The sequence below is a fragment of the Acidovorax sp. GW821-FHT10A04 genome (assembly GCF_059415825.1).
Genome location: NZ_JBWKNZ010000005.1, coordinates 127,249 through 143,044 on the forward strand (window position 1 = coordinate 127,249; position 15,796 = coordinate 143,044).

Genomic DNA, 15,796 nt, shown 5'->3' on the forward strand with positions numbered 1-15,796 from the left:
CGCCCGGCCAACGAAGGCTTGCGGCCATGCATATGCGGTTTTCTCAGTAGCCGCGCGCCCGGTCCACAACGTCCTCCAGCGGCTGCCCGGCAAGAAAGCGCGACAGGTTGGCCACGAACTTGCGCGCCGTGACCTCGCCTGCATCCTGCGCCGCCCACGAGACATGGGGCGTGAGCCGCACGCGCGGGTGGCGGTAGAGCCGGTGGCCTTCGGGCAGTGGCTCGGGGTCGGTCACGTCGAGCGTGGCGCCCGACAGGCGCTCCTCGTCCAGGGCCTGCAGCAGCGCCTGCTGGTCCACCAGCGCGCCGCGCGCGATGTTCACCAGGTGCAGGCCGGGCCGGGCATGGGCCAGGGTGGCGGCGTTGAGCAGGTGGTGCGTCTCGGGCGTGATGGGCAGCGCCAGCACCAGGTGGTCCGATGCGGCCAGCAGCTCTTCGATGGAAGCGGCCGACTGCACGCCATCAACCGGCGCCCCCCCACGCCGCAGTGCCGTGACCTGCATGCCGAAGGCCTGGGCCAGCCGCGCCACCTCGCGCCCGATGGCGCCGTAGCCGGCAATGCCCAGCGAACGCCCGCGCAAGGACCCGGAGGGTTGCCGGTCCACGCGCTGGAAGGTATCGCGCCAGCGGCTGGCGCCATCCACCTGCAGGGTGTCCCAGGCCTTCTCTTGGGCCAGCAAGGCGGTCAGCACGTACTCGGCGATCGGTACGGCGGCCACGCCGCGCGAGCAGGTGACCAGCGGCACGTCGAGCAGCCAGGGCGGAAAGAAATCGATGCCGGCCGAGGCCAGGTGCGCCCACCGCAGCCGGCCAGGCCAACCCGCGGGCGCCTCCAACGGCGCATCGCGCCAGCCGTTGCGCGGGCCGGTGAACAGCACGTCGACCTCGCCAGCACGCGCCCAGGGCGGCGCTGCGGGGTCGTCAGCCAATTCGACCGGCAACTTCGCCGAGGCCAGCAGCAGGTCTGCCGCGTCGCCGGTCTGGTTCAGGACCACCGTGGGCCGGGGGGCGAGCACGGCGCTCATGCGGCAGCCCCCTGCCCCAGGGCGGCCTTGCCGGCCGCCACGTGCACGCTGTCGTCCTGCGGCGTATGGATGCGACCGCACAGCACGTCGCGCAGATGGCGCTCCAGCGGGTTGCGCCGGGCCAGGCCGTGGTTGCTGGTGAGCGACAGCGCCACTTCCACCGCCTGCACGGCGTTGTGGGTCACCGTGGATTTGATCAAGCCGCTGTCCGCCGATGGCACCGGGACACCGGCATCCACATCGGCCGCCAGGCCGCGCAGCAGGCGCTCGTTGGTGAGCAGCAGCCCTTCGAGCGTGCCCACGGCCTCCTGCACCCGCGGCAGGCTGGCCAGCGGCGCACCCAGGCTGGCAGGGGTGCGCGTGCGCAGAAAGTCGAGCAGCCACTCGCGCGCGGCCCGCGCCACGCCGGTGTACAGGCTGCCCAGCAGCAGCACCATCTCGGCCTGGGCTGCCGGGTCGCCACGCGCCCAGTCCTGCGGTGGCCGCAGCTCCAGTGCCTGGCTGGCGGGCACGGGCACACCGTCGAAATGCACGTCGTGGCTGCCGCTGGCGCGCAGGCCCAGGTGGTCCCAGGTGGGCTCGATGCGGATGCCGGGTGCGCCCGCGCGGACCAGGAAGGCACCGGTGCGCGGCGCCTCCTCGTCGGTGCGGGCCCACACCACGTACCAGCGCAGGATGGGTGCGCCGGTCGAATAGATCTTGTGGCCGCTGATGCGCCAGCCATCCCCCGCGCGCCGTGCCACGGTGGCAGGCAGGCCACCACGTGCGGGCGTGCCCAGCTCGGGCTCCACGCGCAGTGCATTGGCCAGCGAGACCTCGCGCACCGACTCCAGCACCAGTTGGCGCGCCAGCGCCTCAGGCCAGGGCGATCCGACCCGGCCCATGGCGCGCTGCTGCATGTACTGCATGGTCAGCACCAGCGCGGTGGCCGGGCAGCCCTGGGCCACGGCGCCGACCACCTCGCCCAGTTGGGTCAGCGAGGCGCCCTGCCCGCCCAGGTGGCGCGCCCCGGCCAGCGACAGCAGGCCGGCCTGCTGCAGTTCGGTGAAGTTGCGGTGCGGAAAGCTGCCCTCGCGGTCGTGCGCCGCGGCGCGCGCGCCGAACTCCACGGCCAGCGTGCGGGCCAGTTGCCCGGCGGTGAGCGGCGCGTTCACTGCAGCACCTCGGGGTGCTCGCGCACCACGATGTCGAACAGGCTCTTGAAGGTGAAATGCGCCCCGCCCGGCCCGCCGATCTGCGAATGCGTGTGGCGCGCCACCTCGGGGCGGATGGGCCGGGGCACGCCCGCGGCCTCGGCCAGCAACTGGGTGTGGCAGGCGTTCTCGAGCGCGATGTACCACCAGGCAGCGGCCTCCACCGAAGGGCCGGCCGTCAGGATGCCGTGGTTCTGCAGGATCACGGCCTTCTGGTTGCCCAGGGCCTGACCGATGCGGAAACCCTCGTCGGTATCCAGTACCACGCCGGTGAAGTCGTCGAACAGCGCATGGTCCTCGTAGAAGATGCACGAGTCCTGCGTCAGCGGGTCGAGCCGGCGGCCCAGCGCCGACCAGGCCTTGCCGTAGGTCGAATGGGTGTGCGCGGCGGCCACGATGTCGGGCCGCGTTTCGTGCAGCGCCGCGTGGATGGCGAAGGCTGCACGGTTCAGCGGGCCGTTGCCGACCACGATCTCGCCCTGGGAATTGACGAGCAGCAGGTCCGACACCTTGATCTGCGAGAAGTGCAGGCCCAGGGGGTTGACCCAGAAGTGGTCCGCCCACTCCGGGTCGCGCGCCGTGATGTGGCCCGCCAGGCCATGGTCGAAGCCATGCTGGGCGAACAGGCGAAAGGCCACGGCCAGGTTCTCCTGCCGGTGGCGGCGCTCGGCCTCCAGCGTGGGGCGTGCGGCCGGCGGGTCGAACCAGTCCTTGCGCTGGGGCGCAGGATTGCGGGCGGGAAGGTTCGGTGCATGCAGCAGCGTGGCGGAGGAGGACATCGGGAGGCCTTGTGTCTGGGGGAATGTGCCGCCCACCTTAAGGGCCGCCCCCGGTACCACCAACGAAGAAAAGCGCGTGTGCACATTCGGTTTTGGCATGAGGCCGGGTACACGCGGCAAGGCGCTGATTTTTCGCATATCGATGCTACGCAATGGTCGTTGGGGCCCGGGGCGCGTTGTCGGACCCTTGGCATTCCCGCAGAACGACGAAAGGACTTTCTCCATGCCATTGCCAACCACCTCCGGCACCCGCCGCCGCACCCTGCTGGGCGCCGGCCTGGGCGCTGCCACCCTGGCCACGCTGGGCGCGCCCGCGCTGGCGGCCGGCGCCACCGACCTGTCCAAGGTCACCCTGCGCATCGCCACCTACAAGGGGCTGTGGCGCCCCCTGATCGCGGCCAGCGGCCAGGGGCAGACCCCCTACCGCATCGAGTGGCGCGAGCTCAACAACGGCGTGCTGCACATCGAGGCCATCAACGGCGACGCGCTCGACCTGGGCTCGGGCAGCGAGATCCCTGCCCTGTTCGCCGCACGCCAGAAGGCACAGGTGCGCTTTGTCGCCGTGGTGCGCGAGGACCTGAACAACCAGGTCACGCTGGCGCGCAAGGACGCGCCCATCCAGCGCATCGCGGACCTCAAGGGCAAGCGCGTGGGCTATGTGCGCGCGACCACCTCGCACTACTACCTGAGCCGGCAACTGGCCGAGGCCGGCCTGTCGTTTGCCGACATCAACGCGGTGAACCTCACGCCGGCCGACGGCCTCTCGGCCTTCGACCGCGGCGACCTCGATGCCTGGGCCATCTACGGCTACAACGGCCAGCTGGCGCGCCTGCGCTATGGCGCACGCGTGCTCAAGACGGGCGATGGCCACCTTTCGGGCAATTTCCCGGTCTATGCAAACCCGAAGTCGGTGGCCGATCCACTCAAGCACGCCGCCATCAGCGACTACCTGCAGCGCCTGCGCCGCGCCTACCTCTGGGCCAACGGCAACTACCTGGCCTATGCGCGCGCGCAGTCGGAAGAGACGCGCGTGCCCGTGGGCGACCTGATAGAGCTGTGGAACAACCGCAGCACCGACTACGACCTGCGCGCCGTGGACGACGGCGTGGTCAAGGGCCACCAGGCCGTGGCCGACACCTTCCTGCAGCTGGGCGTGCTCGACGGGCCGGCCCAGGTGGCACCGCTGTGGGACCGCAGCTTCGGCAGCGCCATCGGCGCCCGGAGCGCCGCGCCCTCCCCCGCCTGATCGCCATGCACTGCGGCGCCCACTCCTTGCGGAGGGGCGCCGCAGTGCCATGGATTCAAAAAAAGGCTCAGGCGACCTTCAACGCCACCTGGCCCGCTGCCTGCCGGTCGCGCTCGGCCACCTTGGCGCGCACCAGGGGCAGCAGCTCGCGGCCATAGTCGATCACATCGACCAGCGGGTCGAAACCACGGATCAGGAAGGTGGTGATGCCCAGGTCGTAGTACTTGAGCAGCGCATCTGCCACCTGCTCGGGCGTACCGACCAGCGAGGTGGAGTTGGAGCGCCCACCGATCTCGCGCGCGATGGCCGTCCACAGGCGCTCGTCCACGCGGTCGCCCTTGGCGGCATCGGCCAGCAGGCGCTGGGCCCCTTCGCTCTGCTGAGGGCCGACGCCGCGCGAGTAGCCCTGCTGCACGCGCAGGCGGCGTGTGTCTTCGAGGATCTGGTCGGCACGCGCCCAGGCCTCTTCCTCGGTCTTGCCCAGGATGGGGCGGAACGAGATGCTGAACTCCACCTCGCGCCCATGCAGCGTGGCCTCGGCGCGCACGCGGCGCACCAGCTCGCCGGCCTGGGCCAGCGACTCGCCCCACAGGGCATACACGTCGGCATGCTTGCCAGCCACCTGCAGCGCCGGTGCCGAGGCGCCGCCGAAGTAGATCGGCACATAGGGCTGCTGCAGCGGCTTGACCTCGGACCAGACGCCCTTGGCACGGTAGTGGGCGCCCTCGTGGTCGAAGGGCTTGTCGGCCGTCCACACGCGGCGCAGCAGCTCCAGGTACTCGTCGGTGCGGGCGTAGCGCTGGTCGTGGTCCAGGAAGTCGCCGTCACGCTGCTGGTCCTCGTCAGAGCCGCCGCTGATGTAGTGCACCGCCAGGCGCCCGCCCGTGTAGTGGTCCAGCGTGGCCAGCTGGCGCGCGGCCAGAGTGGGCGCGACAAAGCCCGGGCGGTGGGCCAGCAGAAACCCGATTGTCTCGGTGACCGAGGCCGCATAGGCCACGGTGAGCAGGGTGTCCGGGCTCGACGAGCTGGCCGGCACCAGGATGCGGTCGAAGCCCGCATGCTCGTGCGCCTGGGCAAACACGCGCACATAGGCTGAATCCACGGCCGGGCCCTTGCGGGCAATGGTTTCAGAGACTTCGTGCGGCTGGATCATACCGATGAACTGGACGGGCATAGCGGGCTCCTGGTGGTCGAATGGGGGACTGCGCCCATCATCCGGAGCCCACTGCGCCCTGCCAACGAAGAAAACCGCGTTTGCAAACTCGGTGGACGCATACCCGGCCTGCCCCGCCCGGCCACCGGGTAGAGTCATGGCATGGACCTGCGCACCCTTCGTTACTTCATCGCCGTGCTCGAAGCCGGCAGCCTCTCGCGTGCCGCGGGGTCGCTGTACGTGGCCCAGCCAGCACTCACCGCGCAGATCAAGAAGCTCGAGGCCGAGCTGGGCACGCAGCTGTTCGACCGCTCGCACGCGGGCGTGACGCCCACGCCGGCCGGCATGCAGCTGTACGAGGACGCGCGCCGCTTGCTCTCGGACGCCGAGGCCGTGCGCGAGCGCATCCAGCGCCTGCCGCAGGGGCCCGAGGGATCGGTGACGGTGGCGGCGCCCTTCCTGCTGGCCTCGCTGCTGCTCGGGCCGGTGCTGGCCCGCCTCAAGCACAGCCACCCGCGCATCCGCGTGTTCGTGCTCGACGACCTGAGCCTGATGGTGCGCAAGGCCATGCTTGACCGGCGGGCCGACGTGGGCATCCTGGTGGACACGCCGCAGCTCGACAACCTGCGCTGCACGCCGCTGGCGCGCGAGGCCATCTTCGTCTGCGGCCACGATGCTGATGGCACGGTGGCCCCGCTGCTGCGGCCTGCTCCGCGCGGGCGCGCGGCGGGCGGCCACCCCGAGATCGACTTTGCCCAGGCCGCGCAGTTGCCGCTGGTGCTGCAGTCACGCCGCTTCTCGATCCGCCAGAACGTGGAAGAGGCCGCCAGTGCCCTGGGCGTGGCCCTGAACGTGGTGCACGAGCACGACTCGGCGCGCGTGATCCGCTCGCTCTACCAATGCGGAGCGGGTTTCACCTTCACGCCCGCCTGCTCGCTGGCCGACAGCCCGCACCCAGACCGGCAGGGATGGATCGTGGCCCGCGTCGTGCGCCCGCTGCTGCCGCGCGCCTACACCCTGGCGACCGCGGCGGACCGGGTGATCGATGCCCCGACCCAGGTGGTCATCGACGCACTGGTGCAGGAAACCACGCGGCTGGTGCGTTCCGGCGCCTGGCAGGCCGAGTTGCCGGTCTGACGTTCAGTCCCCGCAGACCCTACAGGTCGATTCCATCATTTTTATTGATGGGTCGGCATCAGTAAATGGTATTTCCTGTAGCAGGCGGTCTTCTGCAACAGTGCCTGGCATGCCGTTCCGACCGGGACATGGCGCATTCCAGGAGACCTATGCCACAGCCCGCCCTCCCCACCACCGCCGCCATCGCCAACGTCGGCGAACTCGTCTCGCGCAGCGCGCGGGCTCACGCGCGCCAGCTTGCCGTCACCAGCGCCACGCGCAGCCTCACCTATGCCGAGCTGGAGCAACGCTCCAACCGCCTGGCCAATGCCCTGCGCGGCCTGGGCCTGGCGCGCGGCGATCGCGTGGGCATCTACCTGCCCAACTGCACCGAGATCGTCGAGATCGAGCTGGCCTGCTACAAGGGCGCCTTCGTCAAGGCCCCGTTCAACGCCCGCCTGTCGCCCGCCGAGGTAGGCGCGATCACGGCCAACAGCGATGCCGCGGTGATCGTGACCACGGCCGAGCGCGCCGAATCCTTCCGCGCCCACGTGGAGGGCGCCATGCCGCGCCTGCTGTTGCTCGACGGTCCGGCCGACACCTCGTACGAGGCAGCGCTGGCCGCCGCCAGCGATGCCTTCACGGCCGAGCGCGTCACGGCCGACGAGGTTGCGGTGCTGCACTACACCTCGGGCTCGTCGGGCGTGCTCAAGGCGGCCATGCAGACCTTCGGCAACCGGCTGGCGCAGCTGCGCAAGTTTCTCATGCGCTCTGATGGCATGCGCAGCGGCCACCTGCTGGGGCTGGTGGGGCCGGTCACCCATGCCTCGGGCATGCAGCTCGTGCCGGCGTTGTGCAGCGGCGTCACGATCCGGCTGTTTTCGGGCTTCGAGCCGGGCCGCTTCATCGCCGAGATGCGCGCCGAGCGCGTGACCCACACCTTCATGGTGCCCACCATGATCAACATGCTGCTGGCCGAGCTGGAGGGCCAGTACCGCCCCCTGCCCGACCTGCTGCGCCTGGGCTACGGGGCGGCGCCCATGGCGCCCGCGCGCATCCTGCGTGCCATGGACGTGTTCGGCCCGGTGCTGTCGCAGGGCTATGGCGCGGGCGAGACCACCTCGGGCGTGTGCGGCCTGCCGGTGGAGGACCACCTGTTCGCCCGCGCCGCCCTGCCCGAGCGCCTGGCCTCGTGCGGCCGGCCCTTCCTGGAATCGCTGGTGGAGATCGTGGACGACGAGGGCCAGCCCGTGGCCCAGGGCGAGATCGGCGAGATCGTGGTCAGCGGGCCCGATGTCTTCGCCGGCTACTGGCGCGCGCCCGATCTCACGGCCGAGGTGCTCAAGGACGGCCGCTACCACACGGGCGACCTGGCGCGGGCCGACGACGAGGGCTATGTCTACATCGTTGACCGCAAGAAGGACATGGTGATCAGCGGCGGCTTCAATGTCTATCCCTCCGAGGTCGAGGCCGTGCTCTACCAGCACGATGCGGTTGCCGATGCCTGCGTTTTCGCCATCCCCGACGACAAATGGGGCGAGGCCGTGGCCGCGCACGTGGTGCTCAAGCCCGGGCGCAACGCGGACGCCGAGGCCATCGCGCGCTTCTGCGCCCCGCTGCTGGGCGGCTTCAAGCGCCCGCGGCACATCGAGTTCGTGCCCTCGCTGCCCAAGAACCCCAACGGCAAGGTCATGCGCAAGGCCATCCAGGCGCGTTACTGGACCGGCCACAGCCGCATGGTGAATTGACAACCCCCTGAGTCGCTTCGCGCCTTCCCCCTGGAAGGGGACGCCGCCCCTGCGGCGGGGCGGCCCTTGCACGGCGGCACTGGCCCAGGCTGCGCCAGTTTCGCACGCAGCAGGCGATGCACAAGGCAACTCTGTCCAACGACAGAAGAAAGACAAACATGAAAACCGATTCCATCAACCCCATCCCCGCCCCGCTGTTCAATGTGCCTTTCGAAGGCTCGGAGCGCGCAGCCGAGCTCATCGGCCGCATCAACGAGTTCCTGCATGGCGAGCTGGCCGCACTGGCGCGCGCCCATGGCACCGACCACGAGCACGGCGCCGACCGCGCCCTGCTGCAGCAGGTGTGGAAGCGCTCGCACGCGCTGGGCTTCTACGGCATGACCCTGCCCACGGCCATGGGCGGCCTGGGCCTGTCGGTGCTGGACCATGTGCTCATCAAGGAGGCCATCTACGCCAGCGGCTCGCCCTTTGCGCCCCATGTGTTCGGCGAACTCAGCGGCCCGCCGCGTGTCGGCGCGCTGGCCCGCCAGGCCACGCTCTACCAGCTGCAGCAGTTCATCGCGCCCGTGGCCCGGGCCGACAAGGCCATCTGCTTTGCCCTGACCGAGGCCGAGGCCGGATCGGATGCGGGCGCGGTGCAGACCCGCGCGGTGCGGGACGGCGACGACTATGTGATCGATGGGCGCAAGCGCTTCATCTCGGGCTCGCCGTTCGCCGACTACGCGGTGCTGATGGCCTCCACGGCCAGCGATCCGGCCGAGCGCGAGGTCACGGCCTTCTTCGTGGACCTCAAGGCGCCCGGCGTGCAGGTGGAAACGGGCTACAAGACCATGGCCGGCCAGTCGTCCACCGGGGACATCGTGCTCGAAGGCTGCCGCGTGCCCGCTGCCAACCTGATCGGCGAGCCGGGCCGGGGCTTGGCGCTGGCGCTGGGGCGCATCACCGTGAACCGCCTGCTGCACTGCCCGGCCATGCTGGGCCTGGCGCAGCTGGCCCTGCGCGATGCGCGTGACTACGCGCTGCAGCGCCGCCAGTTCGGCCGCGCCATCGGCGACTTCCAGGCCATCCAGCACATGCTGGCCGACATGGCGACCGAGCTGTGCGCGGCCCGCGCGCTGATGCTGGGCACGGCGCGCCAGATCGACGCCGGCAGCGAGGCCCGGGCCGAGGCCTCGATGGCCAAGCTGTTCTGCTCCGAGACGGCGTTTCGCATCGCCGACCGGGCCGTACAGATCCATGGCGGCGAGGGCATCGTGCAGGGCCGGCGCGTGGAGTTCCTGTTCCGCATGCTGCGCATGTACCGCGTGCTCACTGGCACCAGCGAGATCCAGCGCAACACCATCGCCAAGGAGTTGCTTGCGCCGCCCGCCTGACCTCGCCGGCAAGCGACCGATTCCACTATAAAGACAGGAGACAAAGACATGAACACACGCACCTTGCAACGCCGACAGTTCCTTGGCCAGGCCCTGGCCGCCAGTCTGCTGCCCGCACCCGCCCTGCTCCCGCTGGGCGCGGCGCGGGCGGCCGAGCCCTGGCCTGCGCGCCCCATCAAGTGGGTCGTACCGTTCCTCGCGGGCACGGCGCCTGACACCACCGCACGCATCATCCACGAGGCCGTGGGCCGCGAACTGGGCCAGCCCGTGGTGATCGAGAACCGCGGCGGCGTAGGCGGCAACCTGGGCGCGCGCCAGGTGGCCAAGGCCGCTCCTGATGGCTACACCTGGATCTACTCCAGCGCGCCCATGGCCGCCAGCATGCACATGTACAAGGCGCCGGGCTACGACGCGCTCAAGGATTTCCAGCACGTGATGGGCCTGACCAGCGCGGACATCGTGCTCATCGTCAACGCGGCCTCAGACATCCGCACGCTGGACGACCTGCTCACCAAGGCACGCTCGGCGCCCGGCAAGCTCGACTACGCCTCGGGCGGCGTGGGAACGCCCTCGCACCTGGGGGTGGAGCTGCTCCTGAGTGCGGTGGACGCGCAGGTCACCCACGTGCCCTACAAGGGCGCCTCGGAAATCGTCAACGCCGTCATGGGCCGGCAGGTCGCCTTCGGCGCACCGATCTTCTCGGTGGCGTACTCCAACATCCAGGCCGGCAAGCTGCGCGCCCTGGCGATCGCCGGCGCGCGCCGCAACCCCAAGCTGCCCCAGGTACCCACCCTGGCCGAGCTGGGCGTGCGCGGGGTGGAGCTGACCTCCTGGGGCGGCGTGTCGGTGCCTGCCGGCACGCCCGATCCCATCGTGGCGCGCATGCGTGCCGCCTTCGACAAGGCGCTCAAGCAGCCGTCCATCGTCGCCGCGCTGGAGGAGCAAGGCGGCACGGTCACTCCCATGGACGCCGAGGCCTACCGGCGCAACTTCACCAAGGAGATGCTGCTGACCGAGGCCATGATGAAGAAGGCGCAGATCGAGCCCATGTAGGGCGCTGCGCCGGCCAACGGGGGTCAGGGGCCCGATGCCGCGCGCAGCCGCGTGCGCAGCGCCGCCAGGGCCGGCCCGTCGGCCAAGCCCGTGGTCAGCAGGCCCAGCCCCTGCAGCGAGGATTCCAGCGCCTGGGGCAGCTTCACGGCCAGCACCACGGCCACGCCCGTGTCCACCAGCGCCTGGGCAATGCTTTGCGGCATGAGGCTCACAGCGCCGGTGCTGCGCAGGGCCTCCAGCACCACGGGCAGGGCCGTGGTGGCCATGGGGTAGAGCACGGGCTGCTGCGCATGGCCGGCCCACAGCCGGTCGTAGTAGTCGCGCACGCCCATGCCCCGCGGCGGCAGCACCCAGGGCAGGCCCACCAGCCGGCCCAGCGCCACGCTGCGCAGGCCCGCCAGGGGGTGTCCGGGCGCGGCCACCACTGCGGGTGCATCGCTCTGCAGCAACTCGAACTGCCAGGGTGCCGGCACATCCTGCGGGCGGCGGCAGACCACGGCGTCGAGCCGGCCGGCGGCCATCTCGGGCAGCAGGTGCACCATGTTCTCCTCGATCAGCTCCACCTGCAGCCCCGGCTGCGCCTGCAGCAGTGCCGGCAGCGCCCTGGCGAGCAGGCCCGATGCCGCCGCCGGGATGCAGCCCAGGCGCAAAAAGGCCTGGGCCCCCGCCTGCAGGGCCGACAGCGTTTCGGTGGAGGCGCGCAGCGCCTGCAGCACATTGCGCGCCACGGGCACCACGGCCTGTCCAAAGCGCGTGGTCCGCACGCCGCGGTTGTGCCGCTCGAACAAAGGCGCCTCCAGCAGCTCCTCCAGGTCCGCCAGGGCCTGGGTGGCGGCCGGCTGGCTCATGCCCACGGCGGCGGCCGCGCGCTGCACGCTGCCGGCGTCGGCCAGGGCGGCAATCAGTTGCAGGTGCCGCAGGCGCCCGCGCGCCAGCAGGCGGTTGAACAATACGCCGGGATCGGTTGCAGGCTGCGCCGTGTTTGCCATAAGCAGTTCCAATAGATGACCGCCAAATTCTATTGGTCATACCAATATCCAGCCAGCACAATTGGCCCATACCCCTGGCAAGCCCTTGTGACCATGACCTACCTGATCTCCACCCGCCGCGCCGTGCTGCTGGCCAGCCTGTGCGCCACCGCCCTGCCGCTTTCCGCCTGGGCCCAGGCCTACCCCGACAAGCCGGTGAAGCTGATCGTGCCCTTTGCCCCTGGCGGCTCCACCGACATCGTGGCGCGCCTGGTGGCCGACCGCATGCAGAAGTCGCTGGGCCAGCCGGTAGTGGTGGACAACCGCGCTGGGGCAGGCGGCGCCATCGGTGCCGAGGCCGTGGCGCGCTCGGCCCCCGACGGCTACACCATCGGCGTGGGCACGGTGAGCACCCTGGCGGTGAACCCGGTGCTGCTCAAGGCCTCGCGCACCGACCCGCTCAAGGACTTTGCGCCGATCACAGCGCTGGCCTCCATCCCTTCGGTGTTCTCGGTGCACCCCAGCCTCAAGGTGGACACGCTGCCCGCCGTGGTGGCCCTGGCGCGCAGCAAGCCCGACCAGCTCAACGCGGGCTCGCCCGGCACGGGCTCCATCGGCCACCTGATCATCGAGGCCATGAACGACGAGCTCAAGATCCAGGTACGCCACGTGCCCTACAAGGGCATGGGCCCGGTGATCACGGGCGCGCTGGGCGGCGAGACCCAGCTGCTGAGCGACCAGTACCCCTCGTCCGCGCCCTACATCAAGGCCGGCAAGCTGGTGCCGTTCGTGGTGGCAGCCGACAAGCGCCTGGCGGCCCTGCCCCATGTGCCCACCTTCAAGGAGCTGGGCCATGCGGACCTCAACGAGATCGCAATCACCTGGTTCGGCCTGGTGGCGCCCGCCAAGACGCCCCCTGCCATCGTGGCCAGGCTGAACGCCGCCGCGGCCAACGCGCTCAAGGACCCGGCCCTGCAGGCGCGCCTCAAGGAACTGGGCGCCGAATCCATCGCGGGCACGCCCGAGCAATTCGGCGCCCTCATCGGCACCAGCCTGGAGCGCGTGCGCAAGGTGGTGCAGGCCCGCAAGATCGAGATGGAGTGAACCGCACCATGTCCACCCCGCAACTGATAGCCACCATCACCGGGCAGGCCCGCGCCCAGCACCCCCAGGTCGTGGCCTGGCGCCGCCACATGCACCGCCACGCCGAGCTGTCGTTCCAGGAGATCGACACGGCCGACTTTTTGGAACGCGAGCTGCGCCAGATCGACGGCCTGGCCATCCACCGCCCCACCCCGACCAGCCTGGTCGCCACGCTGCGCGGCGCCCTGCCCGGCAAGGTGCTGGCGATCCGCGCCGACATCGACGCCCTGCCCATCCACGACCAGAAGACCTGCGACTACGCCTCGGCCCGGCCCGGCGCCATGCACGCCTGCGGGCACGATGGCCATGCCTCGATGCTGCTGGGCGCGGCGCGCCTGCTGGCCGGGCTGCGCCAGCAGCTTCCGGGCGAGGTGCGCTTCTTCTTCCAGCACGCCGAGGAGCAGCACCCCGGCGGCGCGCAGCAGATGGTGGACGCCGGCGTGATGCAGGGCGTGGACCGCATCATCTCGGCCCACGTGATGTCCACCGTGGACACGGGCCGCATCGTGGTGCTCGACGGTCCCACGCTCGCCAGCTCCGATCGCTTCGTGCTGCGCGTGCAGGGCAAGGGCGGCCATGCGGCCAACCCGGACAAGTGCATCGACCCGATCTGGATCGGCGCGCAGATCGTCGCCAACCTGCAGGCCGTGGTGGCGCGCAACACCGATGCGCACGAGGCGCTGATCCTCTCGGTCACCAAGTTCCAGGCGGGCTCCGCCTTCAACGTGATCCCGGACAGCGCGGAGCTGTCGGGCTCGGTGCGCTGCTATTCGCCCGAGGTGCGCGCGCGCGTTCCCCAGGCCATCGAACGCATCGCCCGCGGCGTGGCCCAGGCGCATGGCGCCACGGTGGAGCTGGAGTACGTGCATGGCTACCGCCCGGTGGTCAACGACCCGGCCACCGCCGCCGCCCTGCGCGCCGCGGTGCGCGAGGCCCTGCCCGACGTGCCCCTGCACACCATGAACCCGCTGCCCAACAGCGAGGACTTCAGCGCCTTCACCGAGCATGCGCCGGGCGCCTACGCGCTGATCGGCGCACGCAGCGCGGCCAAGCACATCTGCCACCCGCACCACCACCCGCTGTTCGACTTCGACGAGGACGCGCTGGAGCATGGCGTGCGCATGTTCGCGGCGGCGCCCTTCACGCTGAACGCACTGGAGTCTTGAGCACGGCCCCGGCACAATGCATGGAAAGACCACCAAGAGAGGGAAATTCCATGCACTGCACCACAGGGGAAGCTGCCAGCCGCCGACACGGCCCAAGCCCAAGGGGGACGCCATGAACCGCAAGACCCAGGCCGGAATCGCCGGCATGGCCGTCGGCGGGCTCTGGCTGCTGGCCAATCTGCGCCACGTCCAGGCGCAGGGCTTCGTGGCCATCGGCATGCCGCTCATCATCCTGGTGCTGGGCGGCATCTACTTCGCGCTGGGACGCAAGGAGTAAGCGGCCATGGGCATTCGACACACTTTGGCGGGCATCGCCCTGCTGGCACTCGCTGGCAGCGCCCTGGCGCAGGAGGGCACCGGCTGGCTGGCCGGCACCTGGCAACTGGCCGAAGACCGCAAGAAGCCTGGCTTCACCGATGACTTCATGGACTTTGACGCTCAGGGCACGGTGGTGCTGCGCGACAGCCAGAAGACCTATGCCAACTGCCGCTACCAGCCGGGTGCCGGCGTGCTGCTGCTCACCTGCATCGCGGGTGGCAAGGAGCGGCCGATGACCATGCGCGTGGCGCCCGACAAGGCGTCGCTGACCAACTCGGTGGGCGACGTGTACCGCAAGAACCGCAAGTAGGGGCGCGCCAGCCCGCCCCCATCCGATTCAGTGCGGAAAGCCGCCGCGCGTGAGCCGCACCGGCTCTGCGTCCATGCGGCGGATCAGCGCCTCCAGCCCGTCGCCCTGTGCGGCGGCAGTGGTCTCCACCGGTCCATCGGGGGGCACCCTGGGCACCGTGGTGGAGCGGCAGACCAGGTCATCCTCGGACCAGGCCGCCTTGCCCGGCTGGCCGCGGGCACGCAGCCAGCCGGCGCGGTCCACGATCAGCTGGTAGCCCGGCAGTTCGGCGGCCGGTATGCCAAGGACCAGCGCCAGCGCCTGCTCCACGTCATGCATGTCTGCCTGCGGCCGGCATTCGGGATCGGAGCCTGCTGGCAGCGTTCCTGCCACCAGGGTCACCAGGCGCGGGTCGTCGGCCACGGGTTGCACGCCGGGCCCGGCAACGACCACGCGCACGCGCTGCCCCACCAGCCCGCTGCTCTGCCGCGCGCGCCCCTGGCGGCATTGCACGGCCATGGCCGGCAGGCGCACGGGGCGCTCCCAGGTGCCCGATTCGCGCAGCATCTGCCCGGCCGCATGGGCCTGCAGGTAGTCCAGCACCTCCCAGATCTGCGCGTCGCTCAGCGCGCTGCCCGCGCCGGGCATGGTGGGCACACCGGCGCGGTTGTGCATGCCCTCGCGCACGCGCCAGAACAGCTCGCCCTCGAGCCGCTTCCAGAGCAAGGCCCCGTTCAGGTTGGGTGGCCATTGCACCAGCCGCGGCGCGTCGGGTCCCTCTCCGCGGCCGTCGGTGCCATGGCAGCGCACGCAGTGCTGCTGGTAGGCGGCCTGGCCACGCACGATACCTGCGGCAGCAAAGTCGGTGGGCGACTGGTGCAGGCTGGTCGCCACGGCCGGCGCCAGCAGCAGATGGACCTGGGGCCAGGGGGTCAGGACCAGCACGGTGATGGCCAGGGCCGACAGCGGCCACCGGGCACGGCGCCAGGCCAGCGCCACAGCCAGCAGCATCAGGGCCCCGCCTGCGCAGGCCAGCGACCCGAGAACGCGCCGCGCATGGCCGGCATCCACCACCAGCATCTCGGCCGCAATGCGATGCGCGAGGGGCCAGCCGGGCTGGCCATGGACCTCGGGCGCCAGGCCCAGGGCATGCAGCAGGGCCCGCAGCCCCTGCTGCGCGGCATGCAGGCCTTCGAGCAAGCCGTTCAGCAACTCAGGGGACAAGGC

Annotated in this window: 15 protein-coding genes; 9 read left to right on the top strand and 6 right to left on the bottom strand. The window is 70.7% G+C overall.

The annotated features are described in order from the left end of the window. Positions 1-43: 43 nt before the first annotated feature. Genes AC07PF_RS12775 through AC07PF_RS12785 form a run of 3 tightly spaced genes read right to left on the bottom strand, consistent with a single transcriptional unit; the run spans position 44 to position 2,996 of the window. Positions 44-1,024: an NAD(P)-dependent oxidoreductase gene (locus AC07PF_RS12775; protein WP_494612122.1), complete on the bottom strand. Its 981-nt coding sequence runs from the start codon at positions 1,022-1,024 to the stop codon at positions 44-46. Beyond that, complete coding sequence (locus AC07PF_RS12780) at positions 1,021-2,178, bottom strand: acyl-CoA dehydrogenase family protein (RefSeq protein ID WP_494612123.1); 1,158 nt, start codon at positions 2,176-2,178, stop codon at positions 1,021-1,023. Before AC07PF_RS12780 ends, AC07PF_RS12775 begins: the two co-directional genes overlap by 4 nt. Beyond that, positions 2,175-2,996 carry a class II aldolase/adducin family protein gene (locus AC07PF_RS12785; RefSeq protein ID WP_494612124.1) on the bottom strand — a complete coding sequence of 274 codons (822 nt, stop codon included), beginning with the start codon at positions 2,994-2,996 and terminating at the stop codon, positions 2,175-2,177. The genes AC07PF_RS12780 and AC07PF_RS12785 overlap by 4 nt, the downstream gene beginning before the upstream one ends. A 223-nt stretch (positions 2,997-3,219) precedes the next feature. Between AC07PF_RS12785 and AC07PF_RS12790 the strand changes: the two genes are divergently transcribed. After that, positions 3,220-4,242: an ABC transporter substrate-binding protein gene (locus AC07PF_RS12790; protein WP_494612125.1), complete on the top strand. Its 1,023-nt coding sequence runs from the start codon at positions 3,220-3,222 to the stop codon at positions 4,240-4,242. 67 nt (positions 4,243-4,309) lie between these two features. On the opposite strand, the gene AC07PF_RS12795 is transcribed toward AC07PF_RS12790, so the two are convergent. Beyond that, positions 4,310-5,416, bottom strand: coding sequence for an LLM class flavin-dependent oxidoreductase (locus tag AC07PF_RS12795; RefSeq protein WP_494612126.1), 1,107 nt, complete (start codon positions 5,414-5,416; stop codon positions 4,310-4,312). Between the two features lie 141 nt (positions 5,417-5,557). Between AC07PF_RS12795 and AC07PF_RS12800 the strand changes: the two genes are divergently transcribed. From AC07PF_RS12800 to AC07PF_RS12815, 4 genes are all read left to right on the top strand, one after another. Then, entirely contained in the window at positions 5,558-6,532 is a 975-nt protein-coding gene (locus AC07PF_RS12800; protein WP_494612127.1) for a LysR family transcriptional regulator, read from the top strand. A 149-nt stretch (positions 6,533-6,681) separates the two neighbouring features. After that, a complete protein-coding gene (locus AC07PF_RS12805; RefSeq protein WP_494612128.1) occupies positions 6,682-8,259 on the top strand; it encodes an AMP-binding protein in 1,578 nt (525 codons plus the stop codon). A 158-nt stretch (positions 8,260-8,417) separates the two neighbouring features. Continuing rightward, the gene (locus AC07PF_RS12810) at positions 8,418-9,632 is read left to right on the top strand and encodes an acyl-CoA dehydrogenase family protein (protein ID WP_494612129.1); all 1,215 of its coding nucleotides are present in this window, start codon (positions 8,418-8,420) and stop codon (positions 9,630-9,632) included. A gap of 48 nt (positions 9,633-9,680) precedes the next feature. Then, the gene (locus AC07PF_RS12815; RefSeq protein WP_494612130.1) at positions 9,681-10,685 is read left to right on the top strand and encodes a tripartite tricarboxylate transporter substrate binding protein; all 1,005 of its coding nucleotides are present in this window, start codon (positions 9,681-9,683) and stop codon (positions 10,683-10,685) included. A gap of 23 nt (positions 10,686-10,708) precedes the next feature. Here the strand turns inward: AC07PF_RS12815 and AC07PF_RS12820 are convergent, their stop codons facing one another. Then, complete coding sequence (locus AC07PF_RS12820; RefSeq protein ID WP_494612131.1) at positions 10,709-11,674, bottom strand: LysR family transcriptional regulator; 966 nt, start codon at positions 11,672-11,674, stop codon at positions 10,709-10,711. 93 nt (positions 11,675-11,767) lie between these two features. On the opposite strand from AC07PF_RS12820, the gene AC07PF_RS12825 reads away from it, so the two are divergent. The 4 genes from AC07PF_RS12825 to AC07PF_RS12840 all read left to right on the top strand — a co-directional run bounded on the left by AC07PF_RS12825 (position 11,768) and on the right by AC07PF_RS12840 (position 14,590). Then, the gene (locus AC07PF_RS12825; RefSeq protein ID WP_494612132.1) at positions 11,768-12,757 is read left to right on the top strand and encodes a Bug family tripartite tricarboxylate transporter substrate binding protein; all 990 of its coding nucleotides are present in this window, start codon (positions 11,768-11,770) and stop codon (positions 12,755-12,757) included. A gap of 8 nt (positions 12,758-12,765) precedes the next feature. Continuing rightward, positions 12,766-13,962, top strand: coding sequence for an amidohydrolase (locus tag AC07PF_RS12830; protein WP_494608101.1), 1,197 nt, complete (start codon positions 12,766-12,768; stop codon positions 13,960-13,962). Positions 13,963-14,074: 112 nt separating this feature from the next. Then, complete coding sequence (locus tag AC07PF_RS12835; RefSeq protein ID WP_007857987.1) at positions 14,075-14,239, top strand: hypothetical protein; 165 nt, start codon at positions 14,075-14,077, stop codon at positions 14,237-14,239. Positions 14,240-14,245: 6 nt separating this feature from the next. Then, positions 14,246-14,590 (top strand): hypothetical protein, encoded by a 345-nt coding sequence (locus AC07PF_RS12840; RefSeq protein WP_007857989.1) that lies wholly within the window; start codon positions 14,246-14,248, stop codon positions 14,588-14,590. A gap of 27 nt (positions 14,591-14,617) precedes the next feature. Here AC07PF_RS12840 and AC07PF_RS12845 read toward each other — a convergent pair whose 3' ends face one another. Further along, the gene (locus tag AC07PF_RS12845; protein ID WP_494612133.1) at positions 14,618-15,793 is read right to left on the bottom strand and encodes a c-type cytochrome; all 1,176 of its coding nucleotides are present in this window, start codon (positions 15,791-15,793) and stop codon (positions 14,618-14,620) included. Between the last annotated feature and the right edge of the window lie 3 nt (positions 15,794-15,796).

Bases quoted from the DNA above. Each gene is read 5' to 3' on its own strand.
- AC07PF_RS12775 (WP_494612122.1), bottom strand. From the start codon at position 1,024: ATGAGCGCCGTGCTCGCCCCCCGGCCCACGGTGGTCCTGAACCAGACC.
- AC07PF_RS12785 (WP_494612124.1), bottom strand. From the start codon at position 2,996: ATGTCCTCCTCCGCCACGCTGCTGCATGCACCGAACCTTCCCGCCCGC.
- AC07PF_RS12790 (WP_494612125.1), top strand. From the start codon at position 3,220: ATGCCATTGCCAACCACCTCCGGCACCCGCCGCCGCACCCTGCTGGGC.
- AC07PF_RS12795 (WP_494612126.1), bottom strand. From the start codon at position 5,416: ATGCCCGTCCAGTTCATCGGTATGATCCAGCCGCACGAAGTCTCTGAA.
- AC07PF_RS12800 (WP_494612127.1), top strand. From the start codon at position 5,558: ATGGACCTGCGCACCCTTCGTTACTTCATCGCCGTGCTCGAAGCCGGC.
- AC07PF_RS12805 (WP_494612128.1), top strand. From the start codon at position 6,682: ATGCCACAGCCCGCCCTCCCCACCACCGCCGCCATCGCCAACGTCGGC.
- AC07PF_RS12810 (WP_494612129.1), top strand. From the start codon at position 8,418: ATGAAAACCGATTCCATCAACCCCATCCCCGCCCCGCTGTTCAATGTG.
- AC07PF_RS12815 (WP_494612130.1), top strand. From the start codon at position 9,681: ATGAACACACGCACCTTGCAACGCCGACAGTTCCTTGGCCAGGCCCTG.
- AC07PF_RS12820 (WP_494612131.1), bottom strand. From the start codon at position 11,674: ATGGCAAACACGGCGCAGCCTGCAACCGATCCCGGCGTATTGTTCAAC.
- AC07PF_RS12825 (WP_494612132.1), top strand. From the start codon at position 11,768: ATGACCTACCTGATCTCCACCCGCCGCGCCGTGCTGCTGGCCAGCCTG.
- AC07PF_RS12830 (WP_494608101.1), top strand. From the start codon at position 12,766: ATGTCCACCCCGCAACTGATAGCCACCATCACCGGGCAGGCCCGCGCC.
- AC07PF_RS12835 (WP_007857987.1), top strand. From the start codon at position 14,075: ATGAACCGCAAGACCCAGGCCGGAATCGCCGGCATGGCCGTCGGCGGG.
- AC07PF_RS12840 (WP_007857989.1), top strand. From the start codon at position 14,246: ATGGGCATTCGACACACTTTGGCGGGCATCGCCCTGCTGGCACTCGCT.